Source organism: Lactobacillus ultunensis DSM 16047 (genome assembly GCF_001436305.1).
GTDB classification, from domain to species: domain Bacteria; phylum Bacillota; class Bacilli; order Lactobacillales; family Lactobacillaceae; genus Lactobacillus; species Lactobacillus ultunensis.
Window position 1 is genome coordinate 85,955 of the sequence record NZ_AZFO01000006.1, and the last position, 12,991, is coordinate 98,945.

Consider the following 12,991-nt stretch of genomic DNA (forward strand, 5'->3'; position numbering starts at 1 on the left):
CCTAGTCTTCCAAATATAATTCACGCAATCTGTCACGTAATTGCGGCGTTACGCCAACTTTTTCTCTTAAATAATTATCAATTCCGCCAAATTCCTTTTCGATCGCAATCAATGACGTATCCAAAAAAGCATCACTAACCGAACCTAAAATTCTCATATTAGCTCGGAAACAGAGATTTTCACCGTCTTCTTTCATTTTTTGATCACGAATAGCGCGATAAGAATTGAGCATGTAATTTGAGTACAAGTAATCTTGTCTAATGGTTTCCATATCAACCCCAAGAAGATAAAGAATCATTACCGTTACAATTCCCGTTCTGTCCTTACCTTCAGAGCAATGATATAAAACAGCACCATTTTCAGTATTAGCTAGTACTTCTAGAATCTTGTGCAAACTATTTTGAGCATGCTCTTTTACAACATGGGAACGATAACGATCGCACATCATTCTAAAACCAGCGTACTGATCCTTTCGATACACTGCAAATACTTTAGCCAGGTCCTTTTTCCCACCTTTAGTATTATCATCAGTTGAAATCGATAAATCGATATGATCTACGCCTGGAATTTGGCTATCAGGCATTTTACGACATTCAAGTGGTGAACGCAGGTCAATAATTTTAGTTAGTCCATAATTAAGCAAAAATTTTTCATCATGCGGAGTTATATCGCTGATCTTACCTGTTCTCAGCAAACGACGCATCTTAACCTTACGACCTTCATAGCCAATATAGCCACCTAAATCTCGTGGGTTACGGACTTTTTCTAATGGTAAAACGATCGGATCTGTCATTGTCTTCACTTCTTTACATCTTAGTTTTTTGATAAAAAAACCGAATAGTATTCCTATTCGGTAATTTTACTATTGAGTGGTCAAACTAACAAAATTATTTATTAGCTTGATCAACAAATTTAACAAAATTGTCCATCATAGCATCTAATTGCTTGATGTAATTTTCATTAGTTAAATCTCCACTAGTCTTATCAAAGTTGTTAACAGCACCGCCAATTAAGACTTCATTGCCTGGTAAAACATTGGCGCTCATATCTGGTGAAAGCAAGATTTCACGCATATCTTCTTGAGCACGGCTCGAGCCTTGAATACCATATGACGTACCCACAACTGCAGCCGGCTTCATTTTCATTACGTTAGGACCAGCATGTGAACCTAACCATTCAAGGGCACTCTTTAATGCAGCAGGAATAGCATGGTCGTATTCCGGCGTAGTGAAGATAATGCCGTCAGCATTTTTTATATCTTCAATCCATTGTTTAGTGGCTTCATCTGGTTCATCAGTTCTACAAAATGGCTTGATTCCATCAATTTCTTTTACTTCAATATCGGCTTTGTCAGCATAACGCTTAGCAATAAATTTTGCCAAAAAGCGATTATATGAAAACGGAGCGTTAGTACCAACGATTGCTAATAATTTCATTTAAATAAGCCCCCTATTTAGTAAGTTGTGCATACCATTCATCGACTTCATCAAAGAAGTGATTCAGGAACTTAAGCGTACCTGGTTCAGTTAAGTTACCTTCATTATCAAATTGCTTTGGAGCAATGCCCATCATAAATTCATCACCGTTAAAAACATGAGCGCTAAAACCAGGAGCAGCCAGAATACTCTTTAAACGAGTTTGAGAACGAGCGGCACCTTGAGGCATTGGTGAAGTTGATACGATTACAACTGGCTTACCATGAAATGGGTGAACAGAACTAGAGAGCCATTCAAGAGCACTCTTCAATGCACTAGTAACTGAGTGTTGTTGTTCTGGAGAACCGATAACTACCATATCAGCTTCCTCTATTTTTTTACCTAATGCTAAAACATCTGCAGGTGCATCAACACCTTCTTTAAACATTGGCAAGCCCTTTACTGTAGCAAAGTCAAAGTCATATTTATAATCTAAATTTTTCATGATAACTCGCAGTAACTTTTCGTTAAACGAGTTATCGGCATTTGAGCCAGATAAAGCTAGGACCTTCATAAAAACCACCTTTCAAAATTCCCTCTCTGAATAATTATAACTTAATGCCCTCCAATTTAAGAGAAATTAATTTGTTTCGACACAAGAAAAAAGACACTTTCAATAAAGCGAAAATGTCTTTTTAAAAGTAGAAAAGCACAGATGATTGGCAAAGTATATTATGCCAAGTTATCCTTAAGAGATGCTTCGTCGTCTGCTGCAAACATAGGATTCTCTTGAGTTTCGCTGAGACGATCGTTGAGCATAGCGTCATGAATTTGAGCATCCAAAACGTTAATAATTTGATTTTGATTGAAGCTTGCAATCTCGTTAACAACCAGTGCAGCCATACCAGTAGTTGAAATCCAGTTAGCTACTACAATGTCACGAACTTTATCTTGATCATAATCAGTATCAGAATATTGTTCATTGAACTTTTCGATAGCAAGATCCATCAAAGTATCAGCGATAACCTTGCCGTCTACAAACATAGCACGGAATAAGTTAACATGCTTTTGTGCAAAATCAATATAAGATAAGTCAAGGTCGATCAAAGGTTCACCCGTGTACTTTTGTTGCAAAGTATGGGTTCTCAAGTCATCTGAAATTCTCTCCAAAACTTGAGCACGAAGATCTTCCATGTTTTCAAATTCTAGATACAAAGGTTGGGTTGAAAAGTGACCTGCCTTTGCAATGCTACGAGCAGTTAATCCTTCAATACCATCCTTAATTGCCATCTTATACGCGGTATCTAAAATTTTGTCTTTACTAATTTCCTTTTTTCTTGCCATTTCAATGCACCTCAATCATATAATCACTTCATATGCTTTTCAATACACCCGTTATTTTTTACTTCAGGACCATCATATATCCAAAAAATAACAAATGCAAGTCTAATTCCTTATTTTTTTACAAACGCTTAAACAAGGACGACCCATTATCTCCGGTAAATTGGTCATAATGTGAAGATACCATTTCAATAACTGCTTGTTTATCTAATCCTTGTGCTGCACAGAAAGAAAAGAAAGCAGCAGAAAGAATGTAACCTCGCTCACGATCATCAGTAAGATTATCTGAGAACTTCATATCAATGGTATGTTCCGCATAATCCGTTGTTAATTCGATCGACTTGTCTTCTGGTTTATCATTCATATTAAAACCTCATTTAAAACCTATTTTTTCCAATCAATAATATAATATAAATTACATAAATTTACATTATAATTATATTACAAAATATTTTATAAAGGGTGGTAAATATGAAGAATTCATTTGGACGTTCATCTTGTACTTCAATTTTAATTGGTAAAAAGGCTACGTTAAATGGCAGTGTAATCATTGGTCGTAACGAAGATGCCAAGACAGCTTGGCCAAAACATCTTGCCTTTAATGCACATGAAAATATTAAAAATAACCATTTTAAATCTAAGGATAATAAATTTGAAATAGATTTACCGGAAACCGTATATTCTTATTCATCAACTCCTGAATGGACAGATAAATATGGCGTTTTCGAAGAAGATGGCATTAATGAATATCACGTAGCTATGAGTGCAACAGAAAGTGCCTATGCTAATGAAAGAGTACTAGCTGCTGATCCTTTTGACACAGAAAAAGGTATTTTAGAAGAAGCTATAGTAACTGTGGTATTGCCTTATGTAAAAACTGCTCAAGAAGGCGTTAAACGCTTAGGCAACATTGTAGAAGAACATGGTGCAGCCGAAGCAGACGGCATTTTATTTGCAGACCGTGATGAAGCTTGGTACATGGAAATTGGTTCGGGTCACCATTGGGTAGCCATGCGTATCCCCGATGATTCTTACGCTGTAGTTGCTAACCAATTGGCCATTCAAGAAATTGACTTTAACGATTCAAAGAATTTTATGTTCTCTAATGGTATTCAGAAGTTCGTTAACGAAAACAAATTATGGCCTACTAATAAACCATTTAACTTCAGAGAAATTTTTGGTACGCATGATGACAGCGACTTGCATTACAATACGCCCCGTGTCTGGATTGGACAAAAACTCTTAACCCCATCCGTTCAACAAGAACCGGAGAGTTTTGACCTACCATTTGTAAGAAAGGCTGACAAGCCAATTTCAATTAGGGATGCACAAGATGTTTTGTGCAATCACTATCAAAATACTCCTTACGATTTAACCAATCCTAAAAACAAAGAAAATGCGACCTATCGTCCAATATCTGTAGCTACTACTCAAGAATCACATTTACTCGAATTAAATGATGAAAATATGACGCACTGGTTAGCAATGGGCGTAGGAGCTCAAAGCGTTTATGTGCCATTTTACCCACAAGGTACTAAAGTTCCTACCATGTATAAATATGGCAAAGAAACTTATTCTTCTAACTCAGCTTACTGGGTCTTTAAATTAGCCAGCGTGTTGGTCGACCGCAGTTGGAACAAATATGGTAGTGAATTAAGCTCCGCTCAAACCGAAGCTCGACAAAAGACTATGCAGCTTCGTTACGAATACGACAAAAAATTAACTCAAGAAAATGATCAAGCCAAACAAACTGACTTAGTAAACGAAGCTAATGAAAAGATGGCTAAAGCTGCACTTGATATTTACAAACAATTAATTGCTAAATTGATTACTGAACAAACTGGTGATTCACCTCTTAGATTTAAGATGGATCCTAACTTATAATCAAAATAAGAGTCGTCTTTTTGAGACGACTCTTATTTTTTACCTATTTACTATTTATTTTTTCTTGGTCATTTGACCATCCATCATCTCATAAATATGATCAGCATATTTTTCAAGACGAGGATCGTGCGTAACCAACATAACGGCTTTATCACGCTTTTTTGCTAAGTCCTTGAATAATTGCCCTACTTCTTCAACATTTTTAGTATCAAGCGAAGCAGTAGGTTCATCTGCTAACAGAATTTCAGGATTAGCATAAAGTGCACGTGCAATTGCCGCACGCTGCTGTTGACCACCTGATAATTCATTAGGATACTTCTTCAGTAATTTCGTAATTCCTAATTGTTTAAGCAAAACTTGAAGTTTCTCCTTAGATAGATTATTTTGCTTCTTTACCTTATCAACTAAGACAAATTGTTCCTTTACTGTTAAAAACGGAACCAGATTATAAGCTTGCAATACAAAACCAATCTTGTCTAAACGCAATGCATCCCTTTTTTTAGCAGAAAAGTCGCTAATATCTTGATCATTGATTAAAACTTCACCAGAGGTTGGCTTCTGCAGAGAACCTGCAATAGTTAAGAAAGTACTTTTACCAGCACCTGATGGTCCCATGATTAAAACGACTTCACCTTTATTAGCTTTAACATCAACATTTTTTAAAGCCTCAACTTGAGCTTCACCTGTACCGTAGATTTTTTTAACGTCTTTTAATTCAATTACTGCCATTTTATTCACCAATTGCCTTTGCTGGATCAACTTTCAAAATAGATCTAATTGGAATCAAACTACCCATAATTCCCATTACTAACATTCCGACTGTACCACTAAGCATAATTGTCGGAGTAAACTTCATTGGAACAGCGGCTGGCAATGCCATACTTGTAATCCACATTAAGATCAAACCAATAATGACGCCAACAGCAACTAAGATCACAGATTGACTAATAGTTGCACCAATAAGCGTCTTGCTTGGAATGCCTTGTGCACGCATTACTGCAAAATTGTGCATCTTTTGCATCGTCAAAATGTACAAGAAGACAGCAATAATGATCAATGAAATTACAAATAAGAAGCCAATCATCAATTCAAAAGTCATATTTTGTGCAGTATAACCAGGCAACTTGCTAATAAACTTGTTGACTGGATAAGTTTGCGCATCTTTATAGTCATATTTAAAATTGCGACTCTTAGAAATAATAGCAGAGGCAGCTACATTAGGAGCAACCATGCGTAGTTTCTTCCAGGTAGCAAATGTCCCATAAACAATTGGCGCAATATTGATTTTGGCATTATTTACAAAACCGACAATTTTATATTTCTTATCCGAGCCATTTAAGCTAATCTTATCGCCTAATTTATAGCCCTTGTCTTTGAAACTAGAATCAACGGTTACTTGATCACCGTTCTTGGCTCTTTTACCAGAAAGCAATTTCTGCTCTTTATAAATGAATTGATCTTTTTTAATTCCTAAAAATTGAGCTGAAACTGAAGAACGATTCTTCGCTTTCACAACTGTACCCAATTGACCAACATAAGCTTCATTTTTACCTAAATCGGCTTTCTTCAAATCTTTCTTAGTTAAAACAGATTGATTCATATTAATGTTGGAATTTTTATTTAAAACTACTTTTTCTGCATTCCAACTTTCAATTGCTTGTGTATTCTCACTAGCCAAACCAACGGCTAAAGACGACAGCATGAAAATTAAGTAACTGATCAAAAAGATCATTAAAATGATTAGACCATACCTTAATTTCTCATGCTTGATTTCTTTAATGGCTAAAAACAATTAGTCCATCCCCTTTGCTAATATTTCTAGACTCTTCTTATAACGTGCTAAATTCTTTTTACTATTTTCTGGATCTGACAGACATAGATTAATAACCTCATGACTCAGCACCATAGCACTCCAAAGTTGAGGCCCTAGATTGAGCAATTGTCTAGAATAAATTTTGAAGTTATCTGGAATAAGGTACTCATTTTGTGACATATGCAGCTTCATCATTGGCTCATACTTACTGTGTTGCGTTTGATCAATGAACTTAACTACTCGATCATAGAAGTGATCTGGGTCAAACTTATCGCCAGGAGTCATATTCATGTGAATTGTATCAATTGCAATGTGATACATATAAACATACGCATCTGTTAAATCATCAAAATACTTATAAAAGGCACCACGAGCAATGTCAGCTTTTTTAACTATGTGAGAAACCTTAGCGTCTGCTAAAGGATATTTACTAAATTCCTCTAGCAATACTTCTTCAATTCTCTTGCGCTTAGCAGTTGGCAAGTTCTTAAACGTTGACTTAACCATCGTTATCCCTCTTTCCTTCAACACAATGACGTTTTGTCACTTATTGCTTCTATATCATAGCTCATTGTGACGCGTTGTCAATACATATATATAAAAAATAGGGTTTTCTTAACCCTATCCTTACGCCAATAAACGATTGTAATAAATCAAACGAGCAATTCCATCGCGGACACTAAACTTAGCTAACGCACTATTATTCATCGTATCAATTTGATCCATATCTCCGTGAGTCAAATAGTGTGCGGCCATCATTCGAATTAAACGACCATGAGCAACAACTAGAACCTTCTGATTAGGATACTTACAGTACATTTCATCTAAAAAGCTGCCACACCGTTGATCAAATGCTTCGTAACTTTCACCATTCTTAGCGTACTTAACGTAATTGCGGTTAACTTTGCCCCATGGATCTATAATATCTGGATATTTCTTAGCTAGATCTTCCATCTTCTTGCCATCCCAGTCACCAAAATCAAATTCAAGCAAGCGATCATCAAGGTTGATCTTCTTTTTACCCTTAGTAAAAATTTTAGCAGTCTCTACGGCTCTCTTCATTGGACTGGAATAAACAACATCAAATTCACTTTCGTCAAAATTCTTTGCAGCTTTTCTAGCATATTCGCGACCGTAATCATTTAATTCTGCGTCTACCTTTGCCCCTTGCAGACGGTTATCCTTATTTACATCTGTTTGTCCATGACGAATAAACACGATTTCCATATCATTACCTCATTTCATCAATACACTAAGATATTACGCTGATTAAGCCAATCTTTCCAATTTCTTAATTTATTTTTTCCATTTCTAACCTATAAAAAGTTTACAATAAATATAAAGATAGCAAGTAGAAAGAGGAAAATCTATGTCCCGGATTACAATCGAAAGAGACGGCTTAACTTTAGTAGGAGACCGCGAAGAACCATTTGGTGAAGTTTACGACATGGCCATCATTATGCATGGCTTCACTGCCAATCGCAATACTGATTTATTAAAACAAATTGCAGACGATTTACGTGATGAAAACGTAGCTAGCGTGCGGTTTGACTTCAACGGCCATGGTGAAAGCGACGGAGATTTTGAAAAAATGACTGTTTGCAATGAAATCGAAGATGCACAAGCAATTTTAGAATATGTCCGTACTGATCCACATGTACGCAATATTTTCTTAATAGGCCATTCACAAGGCGGTGTAGTAGCTTCAATGCTTGCTGGACTTTACCCAGATATTATTAAAAAGGTCGTATTGCTAGCACCTGCTGCTCAATTAAAAGATGATGCATTAAAAGGCAACACTCAAGGTGCAACTTACAATCCTGATCACATTCCAGCAGTGGTTCCTTTCCGTGACAAAAAACTAGGTGGCTTTTATTTAAGAACTGCACAAGTTTTACCAATCTATGAAATTTCACAAAAATTCACTGGTCCAGTTTCAGTTATTGTTGGTACCAATGACCAAGTCGTTGATCCTAAATATGCTAAGAAATATGATGAAGTTTACGAAAACAGTGAATTGCACATGATTCAAGATGCAGATCACAGATTTAGCGGCAAATATAAAGATATGGCAGCTAGTCTTACTGCTCAATTCTTAAAGCCATTATTTTAATGACGCGTAAAATCAAAATCAGTTCTAAACACGTAATGATCATCTGAGCTGACTTCTGATACAAAGTGAAATTCAAAATCATGAAAGTCTCGCAAATCCGCGGGATTTTTTATTTGGTTTTCAGCAATAAAACGCACCATTTCACCACGCGCCATCTTGGCATGAACGCCAACGGTTTTCCATTTATCGTTTTTATACTCTTGAAAATCAATCGTAATCATCTGACGATTTTCATTTAAATATGGCTTGATAAGACGCATGTACTGCTTAGAAGCTAAGTTGATTACTATTTGATCATTTTTAAATAAACTATTAGCAATAGCATCATTCCAAAAATGATAGAGGCTGTAATCTCGAAAGCCAATCATCTTAGTATTGAGTTCTAAACGATATGGACAAACACCATCAAAAGGTCGAAGCATCCCGTAAAAGCCAGATAAAATACGTAAATTTTGTTGAATATAATCTAAAGCTGGCTGAGTAAAAAGATCTGGTGCCATGTATTGATATTGAATACCAGAAAAAGCAAGAATTGCAGGCGTTAAACGGTGATCTAAATCCATATTTTTGAGCTGCAAGATACTTTGTTCCGTCACCTTTTTGCTAGCATGCCACAAAGTATTCAACTGCTCATTCGTTCTAGATTTTAGAAACTTTTCCAATATTCTGGTTTTGTCCAAAAATTCTGGCTGTGATTGCACGGGAAATGAATCACGGTCAATTTTCATAATCTTAGCTGGGGCAATAATAATTTTCATTTTTGATCCTTTACGGTAAACTAATTGATGATTAATAAGGAGGAAAACAATGAATCCTGATTTTGCAATTGTCTTAAATTTTAAAACAACCGGTGAATTTGATGCGGACTTTTTAGTTAAAACCGCACGCAATATTGGTGCTCGCGCTGTAATGAGCAATAATACAGATGGCTTTCAAGCGGCTTGCGATAAGTACACGATTTTCTTAGCTGATGAAAAAGATGGGCTGAATTTAAATAGCAAGAACGTCATTGACACAATGGTTGAAAACCGTAAAAATGGTAAATCTACTATTATTAATGTACCAGTAAATAATGGTAAATTTGATAAATCTACACAAGAAACGCTGGATGCGATCAATTCATGGATGCACATGTTTGGTCATGCTTTTAATGAAGGTCAACCTAGCGAATTAACTGTTAGCAATGGTTTCATATTAGAGAACCGCCATGCAAATTACCAAAAGTATGTCTTCCTGAAGGATATTCCAAATAAAATTACCGTTGAAGGCTTAGATAAAGAACCTAACCGCGTTGAATGGATTGAACATCGAACCGAGTTAAATTTTGCGATGAAAGATGGCAAATTAACAATTGATTTAGTTAAACCAGATGACGTGTTTGAATGGAACGTGTTGCGTATTCAAGCTCACCGTCCTGAAGACGATATTATTCATACTGAATTCTAAACAAGAGTCGTTGCTCTAGATTTTTCATAGGAGTAACGGCTTTTTTATTAGCTACTACGCTTTTGATAAACAAGGAGAAGAAATGACAATTGGCGAAGCATTAAAAGAGGAACGACACAAACTCGGTCTTACGCAAAAAGAAATGGTAAAAGATTTACTATCTATTTCAGAATATTCAAAAATTGAAAATAACATTCATAATATCGATGCAAATACACTCTTTTCACTTTTAGAACTTCATAATATCGAAATAAAAAATTTTTACAAAAAAATTCAATCAGAGTATTTAATTTCAGAGAACAAACTTAATTTAGAGTTTATTACGAAAGAACTAGAGAAATGCTTCTATAAAAATGATTTAAGTTCTGTAAAAAAGATAAAAACAATGTTAACACTAGAACCTAATGTCCCTATTGAGCTTAAATTAAAATCTATATTAATTCTATCCGTCTTAAAACATGATCAGAAAGCTGTTAATGATAAAACCAAAAAACAATTTTTAGAAGAATATTTAATCAAAATATTTGGACAACTAACCAAGATTCCTTAAAGTTATTTGGAAATTCAATGTTTTTATGGAATTATGAAGATACTTCAGTATGTATTGGTAGTATTTTCAAAGCCTACAAAAACATTAAAAGTTACCCTGATGATGTTCAAGAGCGTATTGGACAAATTTGTTCAAATTATCTCTACAATGGACACCAACGAATAAGGACATTATATACAAATCAAGCTATAACTTTATTAGAAAATTTAGATGAAACTCCACACGTGATTCTTTACAAATTAATTGGAAAATATTTTGAGTCTTACTATAAAAAAGATTACACGACGATGCAAATAATAAAAAATAGTATTAAAGCATGTGGTTACCAAACTATTATTGATAAACTTCCAAAGTGAATTTTCGTTTAGGAAAATTTGTTGAGAATATAAACGGGCAATTTATACTGACATATATAAATAAAAGAAAGGAGAAATTTATGATAGTCGTAACTACGCCAGTTATCTTTCCTTAATTTTTATAAAAATGGTTCAACGCCATCTTTGTATAAAATTACTCAGGAGACGATATCATGGTTCTTATATCTGGTAAATGGTATGTAGCACCACTAGATCTAAATGGTGGTGTAATGCTTCCATTTTTTATAATAATTTTTCTAGTAATGCTATTTAAACAAATAAAAAATAAGAATATTTATTGGAAAAAACTCTTAATTAACATTCTATATTTAATATATTTGTGGCTTTTACTAGATATCACCCTTTTTCCTATATTCCTATTTCCTCACAATATGACACCATACACTTTTGGGCTAGGACGACAAGTATTCATCAACTTGCAGTTTAATGCTCTACAAGACTATCTGCCCTTACAGGTAATAGGCAATATTTTGTTATTAGCACCATTATCATTTTTTATGGCTGTATTCAAACAAAAATATACATATTTTTGGAACAATTTGTTTCTAATGTTTTTATGCACTTTAAGTATTGAGACTGCTCAACTTATTATGAGCTTTTTCTACTTAGGAAACAGAACGTTTGATGTAAATGATCTACTTTTAAATACTACTGGCTCTATCTTAGGATTTATCTTTTTCAAATTGACAGATCATTTCTTTTCAAAAGAAATATTAGAAGTACGATCTAATTAGAAAAGGAGTTTTTATGAAAAGAATAAAGAGTATCATCTTTAGTGTACTAGTATTATTGGGCGTTGGCATGAGTTCTCAAACAATTTATGCATCTTCACAGAGCGTATACGCTCATTATAGAGTCCATGCTAGCGGTAATGGAATTTCAAGCGGAAAAACTAACAATGTATGGCACTATTTAAACAAAAATAGGCGTGTCACTTTAAGAATTAGCAGCAGTACTGGTGCAGGTTCCGGATTATGCACATTAAAGAGAAAAGGTATTATTTTAGATAAAAATTTTGGACAAGTTTCATCTAATGTGGGAACCCATCATTTTGGTTTAAAGACTGATAAAACAAGTGGACAATACTTTTTAGAGTTCTACGGTGGTAATGCCAATAATACACATACAATTCATGGCACTATTCATGACTAATATGAAACAATTTTAAAGAAAAAACATCCTCCAAGTTAAACAAATTAGGATGTTTTTTCTTTATTTTGAACCTTTATCGTAGAATTTTCTAAAGCATTTTGCTTCTTTATCCAATGTAATTTCATCATTCACCTGGGACAATTTATAGCCCACAAAATAAGGTGGTGCCTCAAAACGCGTAATATATTTGGCACAAATTCCGCCATCATTTCGTGGATAGAAGAATAAGTTATATGAATCGCATCTACCGTTATACATAACATTGAGCAAGTACTTGGCTCCACTCTGAATCCAATCTGCCCAGAGATCAATACTGTTACGATCAATCAAGTTAATATTCAATTCGGTATATCCCTGAACAGGATGCTTTGCAATGTTGACTTCTACTCCATTTTCATCAAATAAGGTTTCTCCTTCAAAGTTATTTGGATGGATATACTTATAGCCATCTTCATGTTCAAAACCAACAATCTGCATATGCGGATGAATTAATGAACCACCAGAATGTGGACCGTAATTTTTATACCAAACCACTGATTGATACTTAATATTCTGATTCATCCGCTCAAAACAATCTAAACTAAAATGCATCAACTTACGATTATGTTCTTGCGTATATGTGCTAATATCACCATGATGCTCACTAGATTCAATCAAAACGGTCTGTAGCGTATCACGTAACGTAGGGTATTTGTTATGAAGCCAGATGAGATCATCTTCTCTTTGATAAATATCAGTCAAATTTTCAATGTCACAAAAAGGACAAGCATTTTTAGGCTTATCCTTACGATAAGATTGGGGCTTATTTTTAGCCACACTCAATTGAAAAACAAGTGGATTATTATTCATAATCTTTCCTTTAAAAATAAATATTGTTATACGCGTGGTGCTAGTTAAATC

The 12,991-nt window shown here is 34.6% G+C and carries 18 protein-coding genes; 7 read left to right on the plus strand and 11 right to left on the minus strand.

The window, feature by feature from the left end:
* Position 1 precedes the first annotated feature (1 nt).
* From FC57_RS03295 to FC57_RS03315, 5 genes are all read right to left on the minus strand, one after another.
* A complete protein-coding gene (locus FC57_RS03295) occupies positions 2–793 on the minus strand; it encodes a tyrosine-protein phosphatase (protein ID WP_007126013.1) in 792 nt (263 codons plus the stop codon).
* Between the two features lie 94 nt (positions 794–887).
* Positions 888–1,436: an NADPH-dependent FMN reductase gene (locus tag FC57_RS03300; RefSeq protein WP_007126012.1), complete on the minus strand. Its 549-nt coding sequence runs from the start codon at positions 1,434–1,436 to the stop codon at positions 888–890.
* Positions 1,437–1,449: 13 nt separating this feature from the next.
* The gene (locus FC57_RS03305) at positions 1,450–1,989 is read right to left on the minus strand and encodes an NADPH-dependent FMN reductase (protein WP_007126011.1); all 540 of its coding nucleotides are present in this window, start codon (positions 1,987–1,989) and stop codon (positions 1,450–1,452) included.
* 158 nt (positions 1,990–2,147) lie between these two features.
* Positions 2,148–2,759 (minus strand): TetR/AcrR family transcriptional regulator, encoded by a 612-nt coding sequence (locus FC57_RS03310; protein ID WP_007126010.1) that lies wholly within the window; start codon positions 2,757–2,759, stop codon positions 2,148–2,150.
* 118 nt (positions 2,760–2,877) lie between these two features.
* Positions 2,878–3,120 (minus strand): hypothetical protein, encoded by a 243-nt coding sequence (locus FC57_RS03315; protein ID WP_007126009.1) that lies wholly within the window; start codon positions 3,118–3,120, stop codon positions 2,878–2,880.
* 107 nt (positions 3,121–3,227) lie between these two features.
* Between FC57_RS03315 and FC57_RS03320 the strand changes: the two genes are divergently transcribed.
* Positions 3,228–4,640, plus strand: coding sequence for a C69 family dipeptidase (locus FC57_RS03320; protein WP_007126008.1), 1,413 nt, complete (start codon positions 3,228–3,230; stop codon positions 4,638–4,640).
* Between the two features lie 54 nt (positions 4,641–4,694).
* On the opposite strand, the gene FC57_RS03325 is transcribed toward FC57_RS03320, so the two are convergent.
* From FC57_RS03325 to FC57_RS03340, 4 genes are all read right to left on the minus strand, one after another.
* Positions 4,695–5,369 (minus strand): ABC transporter ATP-binding protein, encoded by a 675-nt coding sequence (locus FC57_RS03325; protein WP_040529640.1) that lies wholly within the window; start codon positions 5,367–5,369, stop codon positions 4,695–4,697.
* 1 nt (position 5,370) lies between these two features.
* On the minus strand, positions 5,371–6,432 hold the full coding sequence (locus FC57_RS03330; protein WP_007126006.1) for an ABC transporter permease: 1,062 nt from the start codon (positions 6,430–6,432) through the stop codon (positions 5,371–5,373).
* Positions 6,433–6,960 (minus strand): TetR/AcrR family transcriptional regulator, encoded by a 528-nt coding sequence (locus FC57_RS03335; protein ID WP_007126005.1) that lies wholly within the window; start codon positions 6,958–6,960, stop codon positions 6,433–6,435.
* Between the two features lie 120 nt (positions 6,961–7,080).
* Positions 7,081–7,680: a histidine phosphatase family protein gene (locus tag FC57_RS03340; RefSeq protein WP_007126004.1), complete on the minus strand. Its 600-nt coding sequence runs from the start codon at positions 7,678–7,680 to the stop codon at positions 7,081–7,083.
* Positions 7,681–7,822: 142 nt separating this feature from the next.
* Here FC57_RS03340 and FC57_RS03345 point away from each other — a divergent pair, with 142 nt between their 5' ends.
* On the plus strand, positions 7,823–8,566 hold the full coding sequence (locus FC57_RS03345) for an alpha/beta hydrolase (RefSeq protein WP_007126003.1): 744 nt from the start codon (positions 7,823–7,825) through the stop codon (positions 8,564–8,566).
* Here FC57_RS03345 and yaaA read toward each other — a convergent pair.
* Positions 8,563–9,324, minus strand: coding sequence for a peroxide stress protein YaaA (gene yaaA, locus FC57_RS03350; protein WP_007126002.1), 762 nt, complete (start codon positions 9,322–9,324; stop codon positions 8,563–8,565). The genes FC57_RS03345 and yaaA overlap by 4 nt on opposite strands.
* A gap of 49 nt (positions 9,325–9,373) precedes the next feature.
* Here yaaA and FC57_RS03355 point away from each other — a divergent pair, with 49 nt between their 5' ends.
* The 5 genes from FC57_RS03355 to FC57_RS03375 all read left to right on the plus strand — a co-directional run bounded on the left by FC57_RS03355 (position 9,374) and on the right by FC57_RS03375 (position 12,091).
* Positions 9,374–10,012 (plus strand): hypothetical protein, encoded by a 639-nt coding sequence (locus tag FC57_RS03355; RefSeq protein WP_007126001.1) that lies wholly within the window; start codon positions 9,374–9,376, stop codon positions 10,010–10,012.
* 82 nt (positions 10,013–10,094) lie between these two features.
* Complete coding sequence (locus tag FC57_RS03360) at positions 10,095–10,562, plus strand: helix-turn-helix domain-containing protein (protein WP_007126000.1); 468 nt, start codon at positions 10,095–10,097, stop codon at positions 10,560–10,562.
* A 17-nt stretch (positions 10,563–10,579) separates the two neighbouring features.
* Entirely contained in the window at positions 10,580–10,918 is a 339-nt protein-coding gene (locus FC57_RS03365; RefSeq protein ID WP_007125999.1) for a hypothetical protein, read from the plus strand.
* Between the two features lie 173 nt (positions 10,919–11,091).
* Entirely contained in the window at positions 11,092–11,673 is a 582-nt protein-coding gene (locus FC57_RS03370) for a VanZ family protein (protein ID WP_007125998.1), read from the plus strand.
* Between the two features lie 13 nt (positions 11,674–11,686).
* Positions 11,687–12,091, plus strand: coding sequence for a hypothetical protein (locus FC57_RS03375; protein ID WP_007125997.1), 405 nt, complete (start codon positions 11,687–11,689; stop codon positions 12,089–12,091).
* Between the two features lie 60 nt (positions 12,092–12,151).
* Here the strand turns inward: FC57_RS03375 and FC57_RS03380 are convergent, their stop codons facing one another.
* Positions 12,152–12,940: a DUF4931 domain-containing protein gene (locus FC57_RS03380; protein ID WP_040529530.1), complete on the minus strand. Its 789-nt coding sequence runs from the start codon at positions 12,938–12,940 to the stop codon at positions 12,152–12,154.
* Positions 12,941–12,991: the final 51 nt, after the last annotated feature.